At 50.7% G+C, this 22,375-nt stretch carries 21 protein-coding genes and 1 tRNA gene; 14 read left to right on the top strand and 8 right to left on the bottom strand.

The window, feature by feature from the left end; genetic code table 11:
- Nucleotides 1-18: 18 nt before the first annotated feature.
- Complete coding sequence (locus JMI88_RS22195; protein ID WP_201364166.1) at nt 19-1,434, bottom strand: UDP-glucose dehydrogenase family protein; 1,416 nt, start codon at nt 1,432-1,434, stop codon at nt 19-21.
- Nucleotides 1,435-1,438: 4 nt separating this feature from the next.
- A complete protein-coding gene (locus JMI88_RS22190; protein ID WP_201364165.1) occupies nt 1,439-2,104 on the bottom strand; it encodes an MBL fold metallo-hydrolase in 666 nt (221 codons plus the stop codon).
- A gap of 684 nt (nt 2,105-2,788) precedes the next feature.
- Here JMI88_RS22190 and JMI88_RS22185 point away from each other — a divergent pair.
- Nucleotides 2,789-4,120: a hypothetical protein gene (locus tag JMI88_RS22185; protein WP_201364164.1), complete on the top strand. Its 1,332-nt coding sequence runs from the start codon at nt 2,789-2,791 to the stop codon at nt 4,118-4,120.
- A 162-nt stretch (nt 4,121-4,282) separates the two neighbouring features.
- Here the strand turns inward: JMI88_RS22185 and JMI88_RS22180 are convergent, their stop codons facing one another.
- Together JMI88_RS22180 and JMI88_RS22175 are read right to left on the bottom strand one after the other, a co-directional pair.
- The gene (locus JMI88_RS22180) at nt 4,283-5,095 is read right to left on the bottom strand and encodes a phytanoyl-CoA dioxygenase family protein (RefSeq protein ID WP_201364163.1); all 813 of its coding nucleotides are present in this window, start codon (nt 5,093-5,095) and stop codon (nt 4,283-4,285) included.
- An 11-nt stretch (nt 5,096-5,106) separates the two neighbouring features.
- Nucleotides 5,107-5,919, bottom strand: a complete 813-nt coding sequence (locus tag JMI88_RS22175; protein WP_201364162.1) for a phytanoyl-CoA dioxygenase family protein — start codon at nt 5,917-5,919, stop codon at nt 5,107-5,109.
- 125 nt (nt 5,920-6,044) lie between these two features.
- Here JMI88_RS22175 and JMI88_RS22170 point away from each other — a divergent pair, with 125 nt between their 5' ends.
- The 5 genes from JMI88_RS22170 (at nt 6,045) to JMI88_RS40175 (ending at nt 9,332) form a co-directional block, all read left to right on the top strand.
- The gene (locus JMI88_RS22170) at nt 6,045-7,034 is read left to right on the top strand and encodes a helix-turn-helix domain-containing protein (protein WP_201364161.1); all 990 of its coding nucleotides are present in this window, start codon (nt 6,045-6,047) and stop codon (nt 7,032-7,034) included.
- A 104-nt stretch (nt 7,035-7,138) separates the two neighbouring features.
- Nucleotides 7,139-7,210 (top strand) — tRNA-Lys (locus JMI88_RS22165).
- A gap of 208 nt (nt 7,211-7,418) precedes the next feature.
- The gene (locus JMI88_RS22160; protein ID WP_201364160.1) at nt 7,419-7,763 is read left to right on the top strand and encodes an ArsR/SmtB family transcription factor; all 345 of its coding nucleotides are present in this window, start codon (nt 7,419-7,421) and stop codon (nt 7,761-7,763) included.
- 359 nt (nt 7,764-8,122) lie between these two features.
- Complete coding sequence (locus tag JMI88_RS22155) at nt 8,123-8,944, top strand: PHP-associated domain-containing protein (RefSeq protein ID WP_201364159.1); 822 nt, start codon at nt 8,123-8,125, stop codon at nt 8,942-8,944.
- A 253-nt stretch (nt 8,945-9,197) separates the two neighbouring features.
- Nucleotides 9,198-9,332: a hypothetical protein gene (locus tag JMI88_RS40175; protein ID WP_268906007.1), complete on the top strand. Its 135-nt coding sequence runs from the start codon at nt 9,198-9,200 to the stop codon at nt 9,330-9,332.
- Nucleotides 9,333-9,431: 99 nt separating this feature from the next.
- Here JMI88_RS40175 and JMI88_RS22150 read toward each other — a convergent pair whose 3' ends face one another.
- On the bottom strand, nt 9,432-9,707 hold the full coding sequence (locus JMI88_RS22150; protein ID WP_201364158.1) for a hypothetical protein: 276 nt from the start codon (nt 9,705-9,707) through the stop codon (nt 9,432-9,434).
- A gap of 19 nt (nt 9,708-9,726) precedes the next feature.
- Here JMI88_RS22150 and JMI88_RS22145 point away from each other — a divergent pair, with 19 nt between their 5' ends.
- Nucleotides 9,727-9,939, top strand: coding sequence for a hypothetical protein (locus JMI88_RS22145; RefSeq protein WP_201364157.1), 213 nt, complete (start codon nt 9,727-9,729; stop codon nt 9,937-9,939).
- 262 nt (nt 9,940-10,201) lie between these two features.
- Complete coding sequence (locus JMI88_RS22140) at nt 10,202-12,874, top strand: LabA-like NYN domain-containing protein (RefSeq protein ID WP_201364156.1); 2,673 nt, start codon at nt 10,202-10,204, stop codon at nt 12,872-12,874.
- A 509-nt stretch (nt 12,875-13,383) separates the two neighbouring features.
- Here the strand turns inward: JMI88_RS22140 and JMI88_RS22135 are convergent.
- Nucleotides 13,384-14,592: a M20 family metallopeptidase gene (locus JMI88_RS22135; protein ID WP_201364155.1), complete on the bottom strand. Its 1,209-nt coding sequence runs from the start codon at nt 14,590-14,592 to the stop codon at nt 13,384-13,386.
- A 624-nt stretch (nt 14,593-15,216) separates the two neighbouring features.
- Nucleotides 15,217-15,699 carry an FtsB family cell division protein gene (locus tag JMI88_RS22130; RefSeq protein ID WP_201364154.1) on the bottom strand — a complete coding sequence of 161 codons (483 nt, stop codon included), beginning with the start codon at nt 15,697-15,699 and terminating at the stop codon, nt 15,217-15,219.
- Nucleotides 15,700-16,109: 410 nt separating this feature from the next.
- Between JMI88_RS22130 and JMI88_RS22125 the strand changes: the two genes are divergently transcribed.
- From JMI88_RS22125 to JMI88_RS22110, 4 genes are all read left to right on the top strand, one after another.
- On the top strand, nt 16,110-16,526 hold the full coding sequence (locus JMI88_RS22125) for a hypothetical protein (protein ID WP_201364153.1): 417 nt from the start codon (nt 16,110-16,112) through the stop codon (nt 16,524-16,526).
- A 397-nt stretch (nt 16,527-16,923) separates the two neighbouring features.
- Complete coding sequence (locus tag JMI88_RS22120) at nt 16,924-17,445, top strand: hypothetical protein (protein ID WP_201364152.1); 522 nt, start codon at nt 16,924-16,926, stop codon at nt 17,443-17,445.
- A gap of 341 nt (nt 17,446-17,786) precedes the next feature.
- Nucleotides 17,787-19,058 (top strand): transcription termination factor Rho, encoded by a 1,272-nt coding sequence (gene rho / locus JMI88_RS22115; RefSeq protein WP_126596276.1) that lies wholly within the window; start codon nt 17,787-17,789, stop codon nt 19,056-19,058.
- Nucleotides 19,059-19,217: 159 nt separating this feature from the next.
- Entirely contained in the window at nt 19,218-19,730 is a 513-nt protein-coding gene (locus JMI88_RS22110) for a hypothetical protein (RefSeq protein WP_201364151.1), read from the top strand.
- Between the two features lie 88 nt (nt 19,731-19,818).
- On the opposite strand, the gene JMI88_RS22105 is transcribed toward JMI88_RS22110, so the two are convergent.
- Nucleotides 19,819-20,952 carry an ABC transporter ATP-binding protein gene (locus tag JMI88_RS22105; RefSeq protein WP_201364150.1) on the bottom strand — a complete coding sequence of 378 codons (1,134 nt, stop codon included), beginning with the start codon at nt 20,950-20,952 and terminating at the stop codon, nt 19,819-19,821.
- 384 nt (nt 20,953-21,336) lie between these two features.
- Here JMI88_RS22105 and JMI88_RS22100 point away from each other — a divergent pair, with 384 nt between their 5' ends.
- Together JMI88_RS22100 and JMI88_RS22095 are read left to right on the top strand one after the other, a co-directional pair.
- Nucleotides 21,337-21,735 carry a winged helix-turn-helix transcriptional regulator gene (locus tag JMI88_RS22100; RefSeq protein WP_236023006.1) on the top strand — a complete coding sequence of 133 codons (399 nt, stop codon included), beginning with the start codon at nt 21,337-21,339 and terminating at the stop codon, nt 21,733-21,735.
- A 118-nt stretch (nt 21,736-21,853) separates the two neighbouring features.
- Nucleotides 21,854-22,354 carry an HIT family protein gene (locus tag JMI88_RS22095; RefSeq protein ID WP_201364149.1) on the top strand — a complete coding sequence of 167 codons (501 nt, stop codon included), beginning with the start codon at nt 21,854-21,856 and terminating at the stop codon, nt 22,352-22,354.
- The last annotated feature ends 21 nt before the right edge of the window (nt 22,355-22,375 follow it).

Here is a 22,375-nt window from a genome sequence, read left to right as displayed (position 1 = left end):
TAGCTCCTTTAGCTTGGCTTAGCTTTCGCTGGCAATCAAGGATTCCTGAGCCATCTTTTCGGGAATTTCACTGGTAGTGTCTTCAGAGGGCAGGACAGACGGGGCAGGATTGGTGGCGCGACCTATACCGCGATAGGTGAAACCATGGCGGGTCATCTCCGATGGCTCGTAGATATTGCGGCCATCAATCAGAATCGGACGATGCATGGAGTCGTGAATCTTCTGCATATTTAACGATTTGAACTCATTCCAATCCGTCACCACAACCAGAGCGTCGACCTTTTCAGCAACATCATAGGCTGATTTACAGAAGGTGACATCCTGCAATTTGACGTTCTCACGTACCAATGCTTCGCGACCAGTTTCGGTTGCCACCGGATCATAGACGCGCACATGTGCACCCTGGCTGGTTACCCAGTGGATGATATCGACGGCTGGAGCTTCGCGCATATCATCTGTATTGGGTTTGAAGGCCAGGCCCAGGATACCGATGGTGGTGCCGCGCAGTGAGCCGAGCAAATTGTTCAATTTGGTAACGACCAGGCGACGCTGATCATGGTTGATATCCATTACCGCACGCAACATCTGAGGATGCAAGCCAGCCTCATCTGCCATATGTGCCAGGGCACGCACATCTTTCGGGAAGCAACTGCCGCCATAGCCCAGACCGGCATCCAGGAAGGAATGGCCGATGCGCTTATCATAGCCCATACCAATCGCGACCTGTTTTACGTCGGCACCCAGGCGCTCACAGACCTGAGCGATCTCATTGATGAACGAGATCTTGGTAGCCAGGAAGGCATTGGAAGCGTACTTGATCATTTCAGCGGTATAGAGATCAGTGATCACGAATGGGGCACGCAACTGGAGGTACAGACGCGCAACCTTATGGGCCGCCTCAGGCTCAGAAGAGCCCAGTACAATGCGATCAGGATTCTGGAAGTCCAGCAGGGCAGCGCCCTCACGCAAGAACTCAGGATTAGAAACGACCGAGAAACTTGCATCAGGTGACTTCAAATTATTGCTGATTACACGAGAAACGACATCGCCACTACCGACTGGAACGGTACTCTTATTAATAACGATAGCATAATGATCGAGATTTTCAGCGATACTGCGTGCAGCACTTTCGACATAGCGCATATCGGCCCCACCTTGATTGTTGCCGGTGGGAGTATTGACAGCAATAAAGATAAATTCGCTATTTTCAAGACCCTCAGGATAGCTCGTCGTAAAACGCAGGCGGCCAGCCTGCACATTGCGGTCCACCATCTCCTCCAGGCCGGGCTCATAGATTGGGAGAATGCCCTTTTTTAAACGATCAATTTTTTCCTGAACAATATCAATGCAGGTGACTGTATTGCCTAGATCGGCCAGGCACGTGCCCGTTACCAGGCCCACATAGCCTGTTCCAATTACACAGATAACTGACACAATATTACTCCTCTGCAGTTACGAATGGATTTTCATACTTCTCTTCTATAATAGTTGTCGGCTGCCCGTGACCCGGAAAGACGACCAGCTCATCTTCAAGGGTATATAATTTATTTCGGATCGATTGCTCAATCTGTTCATAGCTCCCTCCTGGAAAATCGGTGCGCCCAATACTCCGATAGAAGAGGGTATCCCCACTAAAGACACAATACGGTTGACTGATCAGGCAGATGCCGCCAGGTGTATGTCCGGGTGTATGTATCACCTCGAGTGTAATATTACCGAACGAGATGGTATCACCCTCTTGAAGTAAAATATCCGGTTTCCGTTTGACCAATGGAACTGTCAATCCGTACTCCCGTGCAGTTTGCTCATCTGTATAAAGAGGAACATCAGCAGGATGAATAGCGAGCGGTACCGGGTAGACCGCGCTGACAGCATCAATGGCACAAATATGATCTACGTGCCCATGGGTATTGATGATATACCTGGGAATAAGCTTAAGTTCTTGAATAGCATCAAGAATTTTCTCTGGTTCGTCACCTGGATCTATGATGACAGCTTCACGTGTTTCCGGACAGGCATACAAATAGCAGTTTTCTTCAAACATGCCGACTGTCACACACTTCACAATGGGCGTCTGTTCTGTGTTGTTTGCATTTTCAGGCATGTTGTGTTCCTCCTAGCCCTCAGGCGCATAACACTGAGAGACATTATAGCATAGCTTCCCATCAATCACGAGCGTGAAAACTATCGCCTAATGCCGTGCCGGATCGTGTTGCGTCAGCTCGACAACGCTGCTCTCCACTGGTCAGAGCCAACTTGTGGCGGCGGCCCGGAGATATTTTTTTCAGGCGACAGTACTTATGTACCTTTCTGTTTGTTTCGGACGAATCAAGTAGATAGAAAGTTTCATTGGGTACTAATGGTTTATCTTCTATCTATTTCCCACCTCATGTATACAAATCCTTTTTTGCTATGCATCTGCAATCTGCAACGAGTGATTTCTCCAAAACTAGAGGCACGTAGCAGTTAATTACTATCGGATACTAAAATATATCCTCCAAAAGCGTGTCTGAAAGGTGTGCGCATTGTGTCTTCGACACCTGACCCTACGCGCCTTCAGCGCTCAAAAAGATTCTTATGGTATGGTGCAGAATGTGTGCGTTCGCACATATTCTGCACCATACCATAAGAAAGTGTCTGGTGCCTATCATGATGGGGAGAATGTGGACGAAACGGAATATGTGAGGTAGAATGTGTACTATAAGGAACTTGCTTCATTATCCTGTGTCTTGGTGCCGCATGAGTGCCCCAATTGGCAACTGTCAGCTCAGGAGGAGTAGAAGAAAGCATGTCGAAGGATCACCTGGAACGCCGAATGTATCGTAAGAGCCCTGGACGCCAGTATGGCTATGATTATGATCCGTTGCGTAGTCGAAGTGGAAGTGACTCGAAATCGTCCAAGGGCGAAACTGCGGGTAGATCCGGGATGTTGCTTGCCCAGCGCCCGGACCCTCGACGAACTCGGCAGCTCATGCGTCAAAGTATTATTGCCAGTAAACGTCCGATCGAAGATGAAACCGAACAACTAGAATTTAATGATCATCCCTATGATGGCGACGATGATCTGTACGAAGCTCGTCCTAGTAGGAGACCAATTGAGCGTCATGAGGAGTCCGATCCTTATCTAACGCCTATTCGCAGGAGTTACCGGGGGATCCAACCTGAAGAGCGAGCTTCGCGGAGAGACTTGCCGCCGACCAGCGCTCTCTACTTGCCGAAAGACGACGAATACGGGGATGACTGGCGGGACCTGGTGGATGTTGATCCCGATCTTGGTATAGATGAACCATTGGACCAGCGTGCGCGCTATGACAGTGACTATGAAGATTATCAGGACGATGATGAGTCAGTGCAGTCTGTCGCGCTACGTCAGCGTCCTCAGTCTAAATTAACACGACGCCTGGAGCCCGAAGAGATCGAGCGGATTTATCCCGAAGAAGACGATAACTACGATTATGAATATGAATATACGGAAGACCGACCTGCGGTACGCCCTTCCAGAGGCAAGGCAAAAAAGAAGAAATTATCTCGCCGTGGCTTATTGATAGGCGCCGGGGCAGCTGTGGTGGCTGGTGCTGGTATTGCTGCCTATGAATATGCTCCTAAAATACCCCAATCGGTGGGAGATGTAAGCACTAACATCGAGCACCAGGTGCAGGATGCCTTTAATAGAGGGGTAGCGCAAGGTATGGACCAGGCGCGCAAAGAATTCATCGTCTCAGTGGAAAATCTCGAAGGTTTTACCTTGGAAGGCGCCATTACCGCGGCCCGTCTCACCCGTGTTGCCTATGATGTGTTTGTCTCGCCAATCATCAAATTTGGTGCCACCATCACAGGAGACGTCCTGAAGGGCATGCTGAGTGCCTTCAAGACTGCCCGTGGTCTGCTGGCGGGTATCTATCAGGATAACGCCACGCTGATCGCGATCCAGAAGGTATTGGAATCCTGGGTCGACCAATCCAATAAACTACCCAAACAACTGGATGCCATTACGCAATCCGATCTAGATGGCGCACAGGCGTATCTGCGCGCCCTGCAGCGCAAGGTTGATGATGAAAAGGCTAAGGTTAATCAAAAACCGACGGCTACGCCAACCCCTAAACCACCAACTGCCCGGTAGAAGCGGCCCTCGTGGCCGCTTTCTCCCTCACCACTCGAAAAAGCGCGAGGAAGGGGAGGGGATTTTGTGGGGAACTTGATCATGCCCCCGGCATGCTCGCCCACACCTCGGCAGGAGGGGCTCGCCGCCCCTCCTGCACCTCCCCGCTTTATTTGTTAAAGATCATGCGGTTGCGACCATGGGTTTAGGGGCGAGGATCGGGAAGCGTTCGCCGATCAAGGTAGCGCCCGGGGTAAGCTGCAGATCATCGGTAACAATGTGTGGATTACCATTGTAGTGAATCTCATCCGGCATATAAATAGTAATGATGGCACGCCGCGGCTTGCTACTCTGATTGGGGCCGGCATAGTGGAATGTGCGCCCATCGTGGAAGGTACAACTGCCAGCGGGCATAGGTTGAAAGCGCGGCGTGAAGTCCAGATTCAAAGTACGCGCCTGCTCATCCGGTACCAGCTTGAAAAGATCCTGTGGAGCTTTCAAATTGATCGGCTCCAGGCGTCCCAGCTTATGCGACTTCGGTATAAAGGCCATGCACCCATTTTCCACATACACATCGTCTAATGCCATCCAACAGGAGAGCGCACCATCCTCTTGCATCGGCCAGTATGGAATATCCTGGTGCCAGCTAGAGGCTTTAGAGTCGCCGGGCATCTTAATCAAAGCATGGTCGTGCCAGAGGCGAATGGTGTTGGCCCGTGTCAACTGGCGAGCGATCTCGGCCAGCCTGGTATTAAAGACATACCGCCGCATGCCCGCACTGACCTGCCATAGATTAACCTTCTGGACGAAGATCTTGCGATACTCGGCATCCTCGCTGCGATCATGGCGGGCATCTAGCTGTTGTTCCAGCACCTCATCCAGGGCCTGGCGGGCCTGCATCAACTCATCAGCCGTCAATACATTGAGTAACTGAAGATAGCCATTCTCCTGATAAAAACGGACCTGTTCTTCACTGAGAGAATACGTAGCTGTCATACATCTCTCCTTTATTTGCCACTGCTATCAAAATGGGGACGCAAGGCGGATGGATCGATAGCGTCTTTATCCAATTGATAGCGATTATCCGTAGAGAGGCGCAGGTGATCGGGCGTTAGATTGGGCAGCGCTTTATGGATGGTATAGGAGCGGAAGAAGAGCGCATCACCAATTTCGAAGTTATCGGTATGCCAGGTCGCCTGTGACTCATCAACCGGTACACCCTTGCCTCCCACGGCACCTGGATGGTTCGCGGTGTGCTCGATAAAGCCCCGACGATGCGAACCGGGCCACACGGCCAGTCCTCCCAGTGTAATTGGGCAGGCGCCCAGGGGCGTCCAGCAGGAATACGTCTCAACCGAGCCACGGATATAGAAGAAATCCTGATGGGCTGGAGTCGTATATTTCATTGAACCGGGAAAGGTAATGCGCCCGATGCGGCGTGGATGAACCAGCACCTCGCCATCCAGCAACTTCGTAGCGATAGCCATCAATGAACTATGGCAAGGAAAATTGTGGAAGTCTGGTAAGCGCAAAACCTGGCGATAGACATCCAGATATTCCCGCTGCCCCTCGGTTTTGGGTTCGATGCCCGGCAGGGCAATGCCCTCCATCATGTCACGATCGGGATCTAGCCAGCCGGCCTCTTTGATGACCGTCAGCACCGAGCGTCGCACCCCTAATACTGTCTCTGACGGCACAAGATGGCGAAAGAACAGATACCCATACTCATCTATCCGAGCCCGTAGCGTTGCGGCATCGCTATGAGCATCCGACTGAATAAAAGGGATATAGCTGGCGGCAGCTGCTTCTGTCTGACTCATATCTCTCTCCTTCGATTGGATAAGGTATACTACGGTTATAGTGATAATAGTAAGGAAAATAGGCCCGACTTGCTTGTCAATTTGGAGAGAGATTTTGGCATTTTCACCGAACAGGAGCAAGACCGATGCCAGTATACGAGCAATTGCATTATCGATATGAATACCGATTTTTCTCTAATGCCCGGCCAGAGTTACAGCGCTGCTTCTTTACTGATATCTTAACGCATCCACGGCTGCCGCTGGGGATACGACAGGAGTTCTTCGAGCAAGGCAACGACACCGGTCTGCATAAGCATGAAGACTTTTATGCCTTTTATATCGTACGCTCTGGCAGTGGCGTGCACCTGATCAACGATCATCCTTATGCTATTACCCGTGGCAACGTCTATGTGCTCTCCCCTGGAACCGTGCATGCTTATCGCAATTACTGTCAGCTAGTTATTGATGCCTTTTATTTTCAGCCTGAAGTATTTCGGGCCGATGAATTACTGGCGCTCCACTCACTGTCAGGCTTCTGGCGGCTCTTTATCGTCCCTGAACAGCTCAAGCAGCCAGAGGTACGTGAAGAAGCGATCGACCATCATCTGCATTTATCGCCAGAAAAACAAGCTGAGATCGAGCAAAAGATTGCAGAAATTCACAGCGAGTATATAACGCTCACACCGGACGCCGTCGTACTCACGCGCAGCCAGTTTTTTCGCATGTTAATTCACCTGGCGCGCTGGCAAAACGAGCAAGCGGAGGTGAAGGGCTGCGCACCACAGGCCATAGCCCAGACCGATACGCAGCAGAAGATGGGTCTGGCAGGCATCCTCCGTTTTTGTGAAGAGAACTACCACGAGCCACTCAATGTCCCGCAGCTAGCGGCCAGAATGTTTTTATCGCCCAGCCGTTTCAGCGAAATTTTCTCCCATGAAGTTGGCATGTCACCGGCCGCCTATATCAAGCAACTGCGACTGGAGAGGGTACAGACCTTGCTGCGCACCACCGTACTCTCCACCACCAATATTGCCCACCAGGTAGGATTTCGGGATAGTGCTCAACTGGCGCGTGTATTTCGTTCAACCTTTCACCTCACCCCCACCGCTTATCGGCGCAACTTCCGCATACAGTAGGAGCCGGGCACGTCGATGTGATAACATTGAACAAAATGGATGCTTTTCCCCCTTGACGCTAACCGGACAGTATGCTATTATCATGTTGCCACGCGGAATGGCGCGGGTGACTAGCTCAATGGTAGAGCAAGCGACTCTTAATCGCTAGGTTCAGGGTTCGAGTCCCTGGTCACCCATAAGATAAGCTTCCTAGTACTGGGAAGCTTTTTTTTGACCCATTTTTCTCATCATCTTGACATAGTATGGAATGAAACATAAAATATAAATACAGTTTTATGCATTGTGTAACCTCTATCGAAACGGCCTTAGAGCTTCATCGAGGGGTACCTAGTCAGACAAAATACTGTCTGTAAATATTCAAGAAACTGGGGAAATTAAACGCCCATGGACAACTGGCGTGACCTCAAAAGGATCTTGAAAGCGTTGGCGGGCGTAGCTCGTTTAACCATCATTTATCATCTGGCACATAATCATGAAGTTACTGTGACAGATCTGACCGAGCGGCTGAACATCAGTCAGCCGCTTGTTTCCTGGCACCTGCGTAAATTGCGCCGCGCCAAGCTGATCCAGACCCGGCGGGTTGGCCGACAGGTTTACTGTTCTTTAAACCACCAGCGTTTTCAGCTCTGCCTTCAGCGCTTAGAGGGGCTCATTGATCCACATATCCTGACTGAGCCGCTACCAACTGGTGCCGCGCTTATTGAGGCCGATACAGGATCGGAAGAGTAGGCATGATCATGGATGTAACCTTCAAGACGAAAGCTTCGCATACTCTCAATATCAACTAGTCCGCCTCTTTAACCTACAATTGTATATAGCCGTTGCGCTATGCAGTCAGTAAACACAAATTTAACAAAAAATTACATAATTTTAATTCGAAAGTTTAATGTACCTATGGTAGTGTGGAAGTGGAACCTGAACGAGGGGGGTAGGCCTGTAGACCCAAGTGCTGCAAGGCATAGGCAGAACGGATGAGCGAATGTCTGGTTCTGATGACAAGATAAAGAATACCGCCCATGATATCAGGTGAGGGGATGTGTACATAAGAGTACTTAGCCAAACACAGGCCGAAGCAGAAAAGGAAAGACATGTTAACAAGCAAACGCGATCAAGGGAAGCAAGTTCTTGAGAATGTAAGCCACGGTACAGCGATGCTCAAGAAGCGTCGAAAAATGACGCGTGAGCAGGCGCAGTACGCAGGCAAACATGGCAAGGCAGATTTGCATATGCATAGTACTTATAGCGATGGTTGTGCTACGATCGAAGAAATTCTTGAGCATGTGCAAAATAACACTAACCTGGATGTGATTGCTATTACCGATCATGATGTTATTGAGGGCTCATTGAGGGCCCGGGACCTCTGGTCCAAAGGCTCCTACCGTTTTGATTTCGTTGTAGGCGAAGAAGTGACAACCACCCAGGGTCATCTTCTAGCTCTCTTCATCGAGAAAAGAATTCCTGACGGTTTAAGCATGGAGCGCAGCATCGATTTGATTCACGAGCAGGGAGGTCTGGCCGTAGTTGCGCATCCGCTACACCGTTTCTTCCGCCATAGCTGCCAGCGCAGCGTCATGGACCAGATTCATGCCTCCAAAGACGTCTGGTTTGATGGAGTAGAAACCTGGAACGCCAGCTTCTGTGGTATCTATGCTAACTACATCGCCATGGGCACCAATCGAGAAGTCTACGGCTTACCCGAGCTGGGCAACAGTGACGCACACACCCTGAGCGCCATTGGCAGCGGCGTCACCTGGTTTAATGGTAAGACAGCATCAGAGATCCGCGCTGCCATTGAACAAAACGCCAGCGCTCCTGGCGGCAAAATGTGGGACATGCAAGCTTACTACCACTGGGTACGCTATCTGATGAACAAAGAACAGCGTGAGGCCCGCCGTCCAGCCATCGCGTAGGTGCGCCCATCACGGGTGCTTTCTCAAGCCCCGGTAACGAGAAACTCGTAGATGCGCCCCTCGAGGGCGCGTCCCCCTTCATTGAAGCAAGAAACGTGTATGCAGCTTTTATGGCAAAAAGGTTTCTGCCCAAGAATACATGATCATTGTAGAGCTTTGCAAATCTATAGCGACAAACTACTAGTACCACCCCGTCTAAATGTGGTACAATAGGAGTATGTTTAGCAGACATGTATAGTAGCGAGCCAGACAAATGGCCGCATGGATCATACAGCTACTGGCTCGCTTTGATGTAACTCCCAGCATGTTGACTGGCGTAGGACTGCTGTTATGTATTATTACAGCGCTGGCCGGCGCCCAGCAGCACATGTGCGAGGAGGACCGCTGATACTGTTTGCAGGCGTTTTTGACATATTCGGTGGAGCGTTGGCTTGTAGCCGTAACACTACCACAACCTTTGGCGCATTGTCGATTAGATGCTTGACCGTTACTCAAAGAGTACTATCGTGTTCAGGCCGCTCAAATATATGCGTTGCAGCATCCAGGCCGTCGAGATACACTTTGGCCTGCTCCGCATGAGCAAACCTGAATGATGGTTTTCATTTACATAGCTATTATTGGCTCTCTCACGGTTAGCAATACCAAAGTTCGCGCTGAGGGGTTGGGAATAGAGTGGAAAAAGGGATTTACTGGCTCGCCCAAAATATGTCATCTTACTGGCTATTGGACTTTTATCGAACACGTGTGTCTGGGCACTTGCCATACTGGTGGTCCTTTCCAATGTGACCGCAGTGGAATGCATTATCGCCTTCTGGCGTAGTACACGTCAACCACTAGAAGCGTGTGACCAAAGATATAATCGACGACAAACTGCCAGTATGGACAATCGTTATGTGCCAACGACAGTTACGACGAGCGAGGTACAGCTTTCCGACGTTCGTCCTGTGCCCATCAGACTTCCGCCGTTCACTGGTGGCGTGCAGCAAGATTCATAAGCAACGGCATTGACAAAGACAAGACTGAACCGGGATTGTGTAGAAGAGCGCAGAGTGAAAAGACAGCCGAGGATAACGATGGGGCGGAATTGTTAAAATTCGCCAGGACAGATCTCTTGTTGTACCGCCCATAAGAAAAGCGCATCGGCATCAAGTTGGTAAAGGTTTGAAAAAGCATGTACGCCCCAACTGTCTTCAGTCGATAGTATTCTACGGAAGTAACCTGCGCTCCGGTTCGTAACGACTGAGACTGGAGATCTTAGTGACAACGCAACATACGCATCATGAGCATAGCGACGCTGATGCATCCGTCGTGAAATATCCGTCTGCCCCCGAAACCGAAACGACGGCTAACTCCGCTGCATCAGAAACCGCATCTTCTGAAGAGCAGACGACTTCTGCTGAGACGCAGGAGGAAGCAACATCAGTGGCGGCGGTTGATTCAGCGTCCGAGCAAGAGACGTCAACAGAGACCGAAGCCGTTTCTGCTGACGCACCAGAATCAAACGAAGTTTCCTCCGCTTCTGAGTCCAGTGAGGAGACCACCAATAGTTTTGAAACACCTTCATCAGCAGAGGAGCAGCCAGAGTCCTCAAGCGAGGCTCATTCCGAGTCCGCAGATGAGGCACAAGAGGAGCAGCCATCTGCTATAGATGTACCATCAAGTGAAGAGCCAGTCAGTACCACTGATGGGCAGCCGGAAGCAGAAAACACTGCTCCCTCATCTACCCATGAGGAACAACCTGCCGGCCAGGAAGTAACAGAGCCTGCTGCTACAGAGCCAGAGGCTCCAGCCGAGAGCGCCCCCGCCGCGCCCGAGGAAACTAGAACTGAAACCCCTGAAGCGCAGGAAGAAATAACCCGGCTAGAGCAAGAAACCCTTCCAGAGGGTGTGGTTGTGGCAGAAGAAAGCAGCGTTGCGCCCGAGGAAAGCTCAAGCAACGAGGAACTTCCTGTTCCAGATACCACCTTTCCCTATGTAGAAGGATCTGACCTCATTGATGCCAAGGCTGAAGAGGTACGGCCATTTACTGATTTTATCGCTGAGTTCAGACAGGCTGAAGCAGCGTTGCAAGCTACCTTGCGTGACACTCAGGTAGAGGCCCTGACGCGATTGACGACAGCGGCCGCTGATTTTACCAATCCAGAGGAGCGGGTACAACCTGAATTGAGCGAGTCAACCGAGCCCTCAACTACCGAAGGAAAAACTGCGGACGCTTCACAAGCAGAGTCCCCCGTTGCCAATAATGAAGAGCAGATGGCTGCCTCTGAAGAGAAACCTGCAGTTGTAGCGAGTGAAGAAGAGCCAAAGCCTGTGACACGACCTGTTTCCCCATTGCTGCGTCCCGCCTCGCGCCTGCGCTTACCGCGCCACGGCTCATTTGGACGCCATACACGAGAAGAAGTGCAACAGCCCGCTGCTGAAGAGAATACAGCCAGTGCAGCCAAAGCAGAGACACCAACCGAAGCTGCCCCGGAGGCGGCTACGCCCCGCCCTGCTCGCCGCTATCGTTTCGATCGGCCAGCCAGCAGCGTAGCCAGTGGAACCATCCACACGCCTGCGCGCTCAACGGGAACCGTACATACTACGCATACCGCTGCTCAGCGTAAAGCTGAAGAGAAGTTGCAGCGTGTGGAAGAGGCTAAGGCCAACCAGGAACAGCCAGCCAGCACAGCGTCTACTCCCGAGCCCCAGGCCGCGAACAACAAGAAGCACGCCAACAATAATGGTGGCGCTCAGGAAACCGAGAGCAGCACAGCGACCCAGCCAACCGAGCAGCATGGACGTCGGCGTCATAGCCAGAAAGAGCAGTCAGCCTCCCATGAGTCTGCTGCAGAGACATCCACGCCAGCCGCGGAGCAGGTCAACGTCAACAAAGAAGAGATTGCGCCAGAGGATCTGCCGCCATTGGAGTACTCGGAACTGCAGAAAGCCAGTTCCCGCCGTCGCCGTCGCCATCGTTCTGGCTCGAGCAACGCGGCCTCGCATGCCAGCCAGCGCCACGACCACGGCACTGGAGAATCAAATACACCTCCAGCTCCCACGCCGACACCTGCGCCCATGCCCGCGCCATTAACGCGCACACCAGCTGCATCCGTTGAAGGCAACAACAATATATACTCAATCATTTCTGGCCACACCGTAAACCAGATGAATCAAGGAAATGATGTGACTGGACCATTTATGGGACCGGAGCCCTCTCCTGCCCGCGGCAGCGTCTTGACACGCGATGGCCGTAATACCCGTGCGGAGAGCCGTCCAACTCCAACCCCATCGCTTTATCCATCAGCGCGCTCGTCAGACGGAGGTCTATCAACGGCCGCTATGACACAATTTGCTAACGTGGTTGCGCAGGCCCTTCAGACGCAGACGGACCGCATGGTAGCGGAGTTCCGCCGCATCAGCCAGGCGCCGACCAACGTTTCAGTAACTCTGCCACCGTTCCCATCGACGGAGCGCGTCGGTGTGTTTGTGGATGTTGCTAACCTGCTCTACTCCGCCCGCACCCTGCGCATTGGAGTAGACTTCGGCAAGCTGCTCGACTTCCTGCGTGGCAATCGCCGCCTGGTTCGTGCCCATGCCTACTGCCCGACCAGTCCACAACCCGGCGACGAGCAGATGTTCCTGCAGGCCGTAAAAGGACTTGGCTATCGCATCACAACCAAGAACTACAAAACCTTCTCCAGCGGAGCCAAAAAAGCCGACCTGGACCTGGATCTGTGTATGGATGTGGTACGCCTGGTTGACGGAGGAGCTGTGGACTGCATCGTGCTGGTTAGCGGTGATAGTGACTTTATGCCAATGCTAGACTATTGTTCTGACCACGGCGTACGTGTAGAGGTAGCAGCCTTTGATGAGGCGATGTCCGCTACCCTGCGCCAGAGCTGCGATCTGTTCATCAACCTGTCAATGCTCGAAGAGATTCGCGCTTAGGTTGCTGAGTGATTTAGAATGAGAAAGGCGGCCCATCGGCCGCCTTTTCGCTGTCCTGACAATGTGTCAGACTCCCATAACTATGGGGAAATAAAGCGCCCCCGTACGGGCGGGCACATGCGTGCCCGAGCCTGTTTTATATGTTGGTGCAACCTGCGCGCACGGCGCGCAGGTTGCACCAACATATAAAAATGTGCCTGAAGTCCATGACTATGGGGGCGCTGTGCGCGCCCGATGCGCCAACACTCGGAAGATGTTTTGAGCTCCCATTTGCTAGAAGCTTATACAGCATCGTTGGTGCAGCAGTCGCGCTTTGCGCGACTGCTGCACCAACGAATAAAAAACCTTTTGAGCGCTGTAAGCGCGTAGCGTCAGGAGCCGAAGGCGCGAACCCTATGGCTTTCAAACTCTCTTTGAAATGTTTGCAGTACTGTCCACTTACTATCTGACAAAGGAATTAAAAAAGAGTGAATAAGTACGATGTAGTACCCAGACAGTACGTACAAAAGCTACTCGGCGTGCAGACCAATTGAAGTGATCAAACCAGCCAGCAGAGCAGTACGTGGGGCGATACTATCCAGTTCCATATACTCATTCGGGCTATGATCCAGACCCCCTACGGGTCCCAGGCCATCGAGGGCAGGATAGCCGAAGCCTGAAGCATAGTTCGCATCTGAGATCCCCCCGGTCGGCGCATGACGCACTTCAAAGCCCAGATCCCGCGCAATCTCCTGTGCCAACCTGGCCATACGCAGATTCTCAGGCGTACAGGTCATAGGATCGCGATCATCAGGATCAACCTCTATAGACACTTCAACTCCCTCAACCAGCGGCTGCTGAATCAACTCATACCAGCGCTGCTCCAGGGCCACGCGATCCTCAGTGCGTGCGAAGCGAACATCGACACAGGCCTCCGCAAAGTCAGGCACCACATTGGTGGCGATACCGCCGTTGATGCGCCCCGTATTGATCGTGAGGCCATCGCGCCAGCCATTGAGCGCTTGTAACTGCACAATTTGATGGGCCAGTTCCAGAATGGCATTCAAGCCTTTCTCAGGCTCAACACCAGCGTGTGCCGAATGTCCACTGGCGCGTAGCTTATACCAGGCTCCCCCTTTACGCGCGCTCACCAGATCACCATTCTCACGGGCCGCTTCCAGAACCAGAGCCGCATGACAGCCACTACACACCTGGCGAATAATTTCCTTGCTATGGCGATTGCTAATTTCTTCATCAGAGACACAAAGGAAACGAACTTCAGCAAAATCAAGATGTTTAATAAATTGGAGCGCTTCCAGGGCATAGATCGCCGAGAGAATGCAGCCCTTCATATCGATAACGCCAGGACCATAAACTTTATTGTTTTCAATACGCACAGGCCGTGCCGCCGCCGTACCGACGGGATAAACAGTATCCATATGGCCCAGAAGCACAATAACACCTTTACCTGTACCTTTTAGAACACCATAGACATCATTGCCCCATTTTTCATTTTCATAGATAGTGACATCCATATCTAATCCGCGCATACGCCCGGCCAGGTAGAGTGCCACTTCATCAACGCCCGCCTTGTGAGCCGTTCCCGAGTCGATGGCACAGAGATCGCTCAATTCATGCAGGTAGCGTGTCAAATGTTCCTGCATATAATCTTCTACCTTATGGGCGGGTGATTGTTCAGCCAGAGAAGTTTGTTCCGACACCATAGATTGCGTACTCATATATAACTCCTACTCATAATGAATTTGTCGGCCAACCTTCCATGGGCTGGAAAGAGCCGAACTCATTGGTGGCGTTTTGTGATCCCGGTCAGATTTTCTGGCAGCCATACCCAATGCTGCTATGCTGATAAAGTGCTCCCAACCGTATCCCATCCCCACATAACCCCCTGATCTGGCTTGGTTTGACATATGCATGGCCGACCTCTGCGTGAATAAGCCAACCACGGCTCTTAATGGCGGATCACCACTGATACCACAAGAGAGGAGAAAGGCAATTGTCAAAGATGGAATGCAGAACTATACATCCCGGTGCTGAGAAAGCCAAAGCCAAAGCCATACAATTTTGCAAGTAAAAAAAGAAAAGCGGAACGCTGTATGCGCTCCGCCTGGGATAATACAAAATCTACGCTGCGAAACGCACCTTTCGGAGTAAAAGCTCAAGAAGCCCCAGCCAATACTGGAGCTGCATAATAGGATAAGCTATTATTACATCAGGTTTGCGCTTCGCGTTCATTTGTTGTTCCAAAAGTGATAATTTGTACAACGTAAATATATTCACGTTATACTTTCATCATACATAGGTTGTCAAGAAAATAAAAAGATTGTATGACTTTCTTCTATTCTCTATGGTGTTGAACCAAAAAAAACTTTCCACCAATCCTGCCAGTGTCCCTGTTGTCGCGGCGCAGTGGTCGGCTGGACCTTTTGCTGCCCCTTATTATTGGCATCGATAATCACCACCGCGTGTTCACCGGGACGGATATAACCGAACTGCTGGCGAGCCTCATTTTCTACTACCGCGGGATCTTGATAATGGCGGGCATCTTGAGATAGTCTGGTATGCTTATCCCGCACCTGCTTCAATACCTGCTGTTCCTGTTGTACCTGGGCGATCAAATGATGATTGGACCAGGCCTGGGCAAAGGTAGCCAGCAAAAGGGTGGCGCAGACAAGTCCCGTTACCCACATCACCGTGCGTGTAAAGAGCGAGGTACGGCGAGCGCGTGAGCGGCCGAACGTTTCCTCCATACCAATGGCCGAAGTAACATTGGCACCGCTCCCCTCCGGGCGAGAGGAAAACTGTGGCCTTCTAGGACGACTTTGCACGTAACCCCCTTTCAAGATGTATTACGTTTCAAACACCTGATAAGTATCGGTAGGCTCTATTTTACCATCAACTGCGTGCAAAGGGGTCCTGTTCATTCTGAGTCGGGACTTTTTGCGTGCCGATAATAGCGTATTTCAGTTTTATTGCTGATGACCGATAATAAAGAGCAGCATTGGCGTTTTCAGCACATAAATATAGTGCACTCATATGCGAATACATTTGTCTCCTATATGGTTGTGCCTGGCTTTTATGTCTGTCTTAAGAGATTAAATCCTGCTTGTAAAAAGATTAGATTTGCATTAAACTCAACTATATGAGCACTAATCATGTCATTTGACCCATGGATTTTTTGTCCTTCTTCCGTTATTATTCATCGTGTAGAGAATATATTGTTAAGGAGGTAGAGATCATGAGTGCAACCTTGTGCCCGACAACTGAGATTGATTTAGATATTTGTGATTTGCCTGTTGTTACTAATGATGAATATGAGACAGCCCCGATGGCTGTTGCTTTACCACCGCAACAACCAATCGATGAAGAAACACTTTATGTTGGCTTTGAAAAGGCTATTAGCGATCGTTGCCACACCTGGAAGCATTTAAGTGATGGCACTCTGAATAGTGTTCAGCACACTTCAGACTCTCGTCATACCGGGAAAAATTGTGCATCATCGGTATTTCCTGCTACTAACCCGCTGATAAATAACCAGGTGATAGATTTTCTGCACTATAACTGGCAACGCAGCGTCCTGGTGGTTTGCCTGGCATTAATGTTTATCTTAATTGGTTTTGATGTGATGGGGCTGCTTGTTCTATCTATGCGTTAATAGAGGCCGTGAGTGCTGATCGCTCGATAGCCAATACGGCCTCTCACTCCATTTATTTGTATCATCCTCAAAGATAAAATCGGGCGCACGGCCCCGAACCTATCACAACATTTCCCCATCTTAAAGACAAAAACGATACGAGGCGTAGATTCGACCTTTGCGGTCGATGGGTGTGTTTCTATGTGGAGGAGAAAGCGGGTGCGAAGCTCGAACCACGTGATGTACGTTTACATGCGGAAATAGAGAAATCGGGCGCAAGGCCCGAACCTACGAGGGGGGTTGGTATACTGAAATCACAAGTTGAAAATTCTTACCTGATACCATTCAATCTGGTTTTTTAGGTTACCCTGAATGAATGGCAACAGGTAATTTTATATTTCTGTGAAGGAGTCCCTGGATGATACCTTCGGTACTTATAAAAGAACCTACCCCGTATACCAGGCCAACCGATAGATACCAGCTAAGCGACTATTTACAATGGCTATGGCATAATTACTTCGCAGATAGTCCACGTGTGAATGAAATCACGATTGCTTACGGCTATCCCTGGAAAGGAAGATTAGGACTGATCCGGCTTTCAACGGATGCAACCATGACTTTTATTGGCATTAATACATTGCTTCGCATGTCGCAGATACCCGAATATGTTTTAATTACCACTATTGCGCATGAGCTTGTGCACTACATCCACGGCTTCGGCTCACCCCTACCCAGGCGCTACAAGCATCCTCATGCCAATAAGGTCGTTGATCGAGAGCTGGAGCAGCGTGAGTTAGGCGAGTACTTACATGCTTGCAACGAGTGGATTGACAACTACTGGTATTCATTCTATGATATGCAACGGGCAGCTGGTTGGGCAGGTATTCAAGGGGCAGGTAGCTTCCCACCCAGGGGAAGCCAGTCAAATGGAACACAATAACAAACATTCTCCCTGTTTTATGTAGCAGAAGAAGATGCAGGTGTCACACTTGACATCCCTTCGTGCCTGTGGTATATTCTAGCTAGCTTCAGAGATACATACAGCACCGAGCAGATTGTTCCCAGGTTCCCGCCTGTGACAAGGTGTGTAGTATAAGTCTTTGACATATGGCTGGCACCTCTTAACAACCATCAAAGCCACCTGTGATCCAAGTCTTTCAAGCAGGGTAAAATATTTCAACATGGCCCGATTTGTAAATTTCCCACCAATAACTATCCTGGTTCAACCGCAGAAAGGAGAAAGGGCGTTTTCCTCAAGAATCCGCTGCGCCCTTACACAACGTGAACATAGCTGAGTTAGAAACTAAAACCATTACAGAGTTACGCGACATCGCTCGCGACCTCGAACTCTCTGGTTACAGCACCCTCAAGAAACAAGACCTCGTCTTTAGACTTCTTCAAGCCAATACCGAGCAGCAAGGAAATATCTTCAGTGCTGGTGTATTGGAGATTGTGGAAGATGGGTTTGGCTTCCTACGTCAGGAGCGCTTCCTGCCCGGAAATATGGACGTCTATGTTTCGCAGTCCCAGATTCGCCGTTTTGGATTGCGAACAGGCGACATGGTATCTGGTCAGGTGAGACCTCCTAAAGACAACGAGAAATACTACGGACTCCTGCGTGTTGAAGCCATCAATGGGGTTGATCCAGAGATTGCCAAGCGGCGACCTCACTTTGATAATCTGACACCAATTTTCCCGCGAGAAATGTTCAATCTAGAGACCGGTCCATCGAATATATCGGGGCGCCTGGTCAACCTGGTAGCCCCTATTGGACGCGGACAACGCGGATTGATTGTTTCTCCCCCGAAAGCCGGTAAAACCCTCCTCCTCAAGTCAATTGCTAACTCCATCACCGAAAACTATAGTGACACCCATTTGATGATTGCGCTGATTGGTGAGCGGCCAGAAGAAGTTACCGATATGAAACGTTCGGTGAAAGCCGAGGTGATCAGTTCAACCTTTGATGAGCCGACCGAAGCACATACGCGTGTGGCGGAAATGGTGCTGGAACGTGCCAAGCGCCTGGTCGAAGGTGGTCGTGATGTTGTCATTCTGCTAGACAGTATTACCCGCCTGAGCCGCGCCTATAACCTGGCTGTACAGCCAAGTGGTCGTACCCTCTCTGGTGGTCTGGATCCAAGTGCCTTGATCCCGCCCAAGCGTTTCTTTGGAGCTGCCCGTAAGATTGAAGAAGGTGGTAGTTTAACCATTATCGCCACCGCCCTGGTCGATACAGGTAGCCGTATGGACGACGTGATTTACGAAGAGTTTAAAGGTACCGGCAACATGGAACTGCTGCTGGATCGTAAGCTGGCTGAGCGCCGTGTATTCCCCGCTATTGATATTGCTCGCTCTAGTACCCGCCGCGAAGAATTGCTCCTCGATGACAAGACGCTCCGTTCGATTGTGGTTATGCGTCGTATGTTCTCCACGCTGGCTGATCAGCAGAGCGGAAAGAGCAGTTTAGAAGCAACCGAGGCGTTACTGCAGCACATGGCCAAAACTAGCAATAACACCGAGTTCCTGGCCACATTGAACAAAAACATCTGGTAAATCTCCCACATTTTTCACCAATTTTAACTATACCAACATCGGGCACTTTCGTATTGGATTATACCGATGTTGGTTAGTTCTATTTTCTCCGTTGCGTGATTCGTCTCCCGTTGTTACAATACGCAATGGAAATCGCTTACATTTTTTGGAGAGCATCACATGGCATCATATCCAGTAGCAGAAGAGCATGTATTTATCGGGCCGGGGTTGAGCCTATTTAAGCGTGTTGCGACCATCCTTGGTCTCGTTGGGGTGACCGCCCTCGTTTTATGGATTGCTGTCTATCAACACGCCAGTCGCAATGATGCATCAGTCATTGGTAGTACCATTGCGGCTGTGCTGTTTTTGGCAGGTTTCGTTTATTATTTACGCTTGGTTGCCCCGGTCCCCTTTACGATTACAGTCGGGCCACAGTCGGTCGTCAAGCGCAGTCGCCGTGGAGAAGTTATTGACCTGGCCTGGAAAGATATCACGCGCATCAAAGAGGAATTCTTTCCCAACGGGAAACGCATCAGCGTCATCGTTTATCGCAAAGTCACAGAACCGGGACAGAAAGCTAAAGCCTGGGCTGTCTATCGCGACGACGTTACCGACCTGGATGGGTTAGCCGAGACCCTCAAGAATCTGTTGCCAGCTACCTGTGACTGGCAGAGCGAGACCGTCCACGAATAGGCAGGTCGCATAGAGCAATGCAGCGCGCATACAACCAGGGAGATCACTTATCCTGGTGCAGGCGCGCTTTTATTGACTGCCGAGCAGACTAGAGGTAAGCGTTGGCCTCACTGGCTTTAAAGGTAGCAAAAATAGTCTGACCTTCCTGCAGTTCCATGCGGGTGACCGAATTCTCTGTGACCTCAGCCGTTAACGGCGCCCCGGCCTGGCTGAGCGCAATACTGACGCGCACCTTACCATCATAGCTACCCGTACTTGTGCTCAGGGGAATAATATGCATGATGGTACCCTGAAAGACATTGCGGGCTGAGCCTTCCGGTTGGGCCAGGTGGAGCGTAATACTGCGTGGATCGATGACTACAAAGATCTCTGTGCCACTGACGGGCAGTGTGGCCTGCTCTTTGAGCATAGCGACCATCTCAACTGGCTGGTTGGTCGAAGGGTTGGGGAGCAAGCGAATCAGGCAAGTCGTCTCATTCTCAGTGCGCAACAGCTGGCCCCGGAAAAAATTGACCCCCACCAGTTCCGCAATGTACGATGAGCGAGGAAATTCGCGCAGTTCCCTCTGATCTCCCTGCTGTACCAGGCGGCCTTGATCCACCACCAGCAGTTGATCCCCAAAGAGCAGGCCATCCAGATAATGGTGCGTCACAAACAGCGTCGTAATCTGTACCTCGCGCAGAATTGTGCGCAGCTCCTGCCGTACTTCGCGCCGCGTCTGCACATCCAGCGCTGCCAGCGGCTCATCCAACAGCAGCAACTGGGGACGAAGAGCCAGGGCACGGGCAATCGCCACGCGCTGCTGTTGTCCTCCAGAAAGTTGGGCCGGCAGGCGCTGCGACAGATGGGGTAACTGAACCATCTCCAGGGCCTCAGCAACCGAAGCGCGAACTCTTGACCGGGGAAGATGCTGGGCGCGCAGGCCAAAGGCCACATTCTCAAATACCGTTAGATGTGGAAACAAGACATAGTCCTGGAAAACATAGCCGAATGGTCGCCTCTGCGGCGGAATAAAGATGCCTGCTTTACTATTGTAGTAGGTAATACCATTGAGTACCATGTGGCCCTGCTGTGGCAGCTGTAGACCAGCCAGCAAGCGTAGAATAGTACTTTTACCGGCCCCGCTTTCTCCTAACAAAACCGTCGTCTGACCAGACTGTATACTAAAAGCCACATCCAGATGAAAAGCATCAACCTGTGTCTCAAAGGCTGCATCCAGCATGCCCGGTCCTCCCCCATCTTGTTTTTATGCATAAATGATGTCCAGCGAAAAAATCGGGTGCAAGGCCCGAACCTACATGGGTACGTTGCCATGTGTCGAGGAAAAATCGGGCGCAAGGCCCGAACCTACATGGGTACGTTGCCATGTGTCGAGGAAAAATCGGGCGCAAGGCCCGAACCTATTGAAGGATTTTATCACATTGAAGTAAGCCCAGGGTGGGGCAAAAACAGTGTTTTTGCCTCACCCTGGGCTTACTTTTTACACGTAACATTCCTTGCCTTAGAGCAAAAAACGTGGTATACTAGGAGATACATAAAATTATGAGATAGTACACTAGCATTCAGCATATCTATTTTATCCTCTTTTGGAGGATTAGAATAGGAAGTGGTAGGCAAAGCATTTATGGCGACGAAGGCGATAGAACAATCAGTAACAGCAGCAACCGTTGCAAATGTATGTCCTCGCTATGAGCATGCCGTTCAAGTAATATGTAAGCGTTGGACCGGGTTGCTATTAAACGCTTTGATGGAAGGCCCTCGGCGCTTTTGTGAATTAACTGCACTCGTTGAAGGATTATCAGACCGCGTTTTGAGTGATCGTCTGCGTGAATTAGAAACTGAAGGCATTGTTAAACGGGTGGTATATCCGCAGATTCCGGTACGCGTTGAATATCAACTGACCGAGAAGGGATATGCGCTCAAGCCTGTGACAGATGCGATTCATATCTGGGCTGAGCAATGGGTTGATCCATCAAAGCTTGCAGATATAATAGAAAAGAAATAAGATAGTACAATATGACCCTCTAGTAGGGCACAATGATCTTTTTTTCTCCCCCGGCTCATCAATATTGATGAGCCGGGGGAGAAAAAATGTTATAGATATGATTTGAGGCTGAAATACAATGAAACAATTATGGGCACCCTGGCGCATGGCATTCATTGAGCCAAAGGATCCACCGCCGCCGGGTTGTATTTTTTGCACGCAGCCAGCCGCGCACGAAGACGAAAAGTACCACATTCTGCACCGGGGAGAGCAGTGTTTTATGATGCTCAACTTATACCCCTATAATAATGGACACCTGATGGTGGCGCCTTACGAGCACGTTGGGGCGCTGGACCTGTTGAGTCCAGAAACGCTAGCGGATATGATGTCGCAGGCGCAGTGGGCCATTCGTGCGCTCAGGGCAGCTATGAATCCCGATGGCTTTAACATGGGGATCAACATGGGGAAGGTGGCAGGTGCCGGTTTTGCCGAGCATATCCACTACCATATCGTACCGCGCTGGGATGGGGACACGAATTTTATGCCGGTCATCAGCGATATCAAAGTGGTACCCGAACACCTGGACGTTGTCTACCAGAAACTGCTGCAGGCATTAGCTGAGACCAGGACCGAGCATTGATGTAAGAAGGTACCATATAGG

It is taken from the genome of Dictyobacter formicarum (genome assembly GCF_016587435.1).
This window is presented reverse-complemented; position numbering and strand designations above follow the sequence as displayed.

What these genes read in the sequence shown, in the direction of transcription:
- JMI88_RS22190 (WP_201364165.1), bottom strand. Translation starts at nt 2,104, where the DNA reads ATGCCTGAAAATGCAAACAACACAGAACAGACGCCCATTGTGAAGTGT.
- JMI88_RS22185 (WP_201364164.1), top strand. Translation starts at nt 2,789, where the DNA reads ATGTCGAAGGATCACCTGGAACGCCGAATGTATCGTAAGAGCCCTGGA.
- JMI88_RS22180 (WP_201364163.1), bottom strand. Translation starts at nt 5,095, where the DNA reads ATGACAGCTACGTATTCTCTCAGTGAAGAACAGGTCCGTTTTTATCAG.
- JMI88_RS22175 (WP_201364162.1), bottom strand. Translation starts at nt 5,919, where the DNA reads ATGAGTCAGACAGAAGCAGCTGCCGCCAGCTATATCCCTTTTATTCAG.
- JMI88_RS22170 (WP_201364161.1), top strand. Translation starts at nt 6,045, where the DNA reads ATGCCAGTATACGAGCAATTGCATTATCGATATGAATACCGATTTTTC.
- JMI88_RS22160 (WP_201364160.1), top strand. Translation starts at nt 7,419, where the DNA reads ATGGACAACTGGCGTGACCTCAAAAGGATCTTGAAAGCGTTGGCGGGC.
- JMI88_RS22155 (WP_201364159.1), top strand. Translation starts at nt 8,123, where the DNA reads ATGTTAACAAGCAAACGCGATCAAGGGAAGCAAGTTCTTGAGAATGTA.
- JMI88_RS40175 (WP_268906007.1), top strand. Translation starts at nt 9,198, where the DNA reads ATGGCCGCATGGATCATACAGCTACTGGCTCGCTTTGATGTAACTCCC.
- JMI88_RS22150 (WP_201364158.1), bottom strand. Translation starts at nt 9,707, where the DNA reads ATGGCAAGTGCCCAGACACACGTGTTCGATAAAAGTCCAATAGCCAGT.
- JMI88_RS22135 (WP_201364155.1), bottom strand. Translation starts at nt 14,592, where the DNA reads ATGAGTACGCAATCTATGGTGTCGGAACAAACTTCTCTGGCTGAACAA.
- JMI88_RS22125 (WP_201364153.1), top strand. Translation starts at nt 16,110, where the DNA reads ATGAGTGCAACCTTGTGCCCGACAACTGAGATTGATTTAGATATTTGT.
- JMI88_RS22120 (WP_201364152.1), top strand. Translation starts at nt 16,924, where the DNA reads ATGATACCTTCGGTACTTATAAAAGAACCTACCCCGTATACCAGGCCA.
- JMI88_RS22110 (WP_201364151.1), top strand. Translation starts at nt 19,218, where the DNA reads ATGGCATCATATCCAGTAGCAGAAGAGCATGTATTTATCGGGCCGGGG.
- JMI88_RS22105 (WP_201364150.1), bottom strand. Translation starts at nt 20,952, where the DNA reads ATGCTGGATGCAGCCTTTGAGACACAGGTTGATGCTTTTCATCTGGAT.
- JMI88_RS22095 (WP_201364149.1), top strand. Translation starts at nt 21,854, where the DNA reads ATGAAACAATTATGGGCACCCTGGCGCATGGCATTCATTGAGCCAAAG.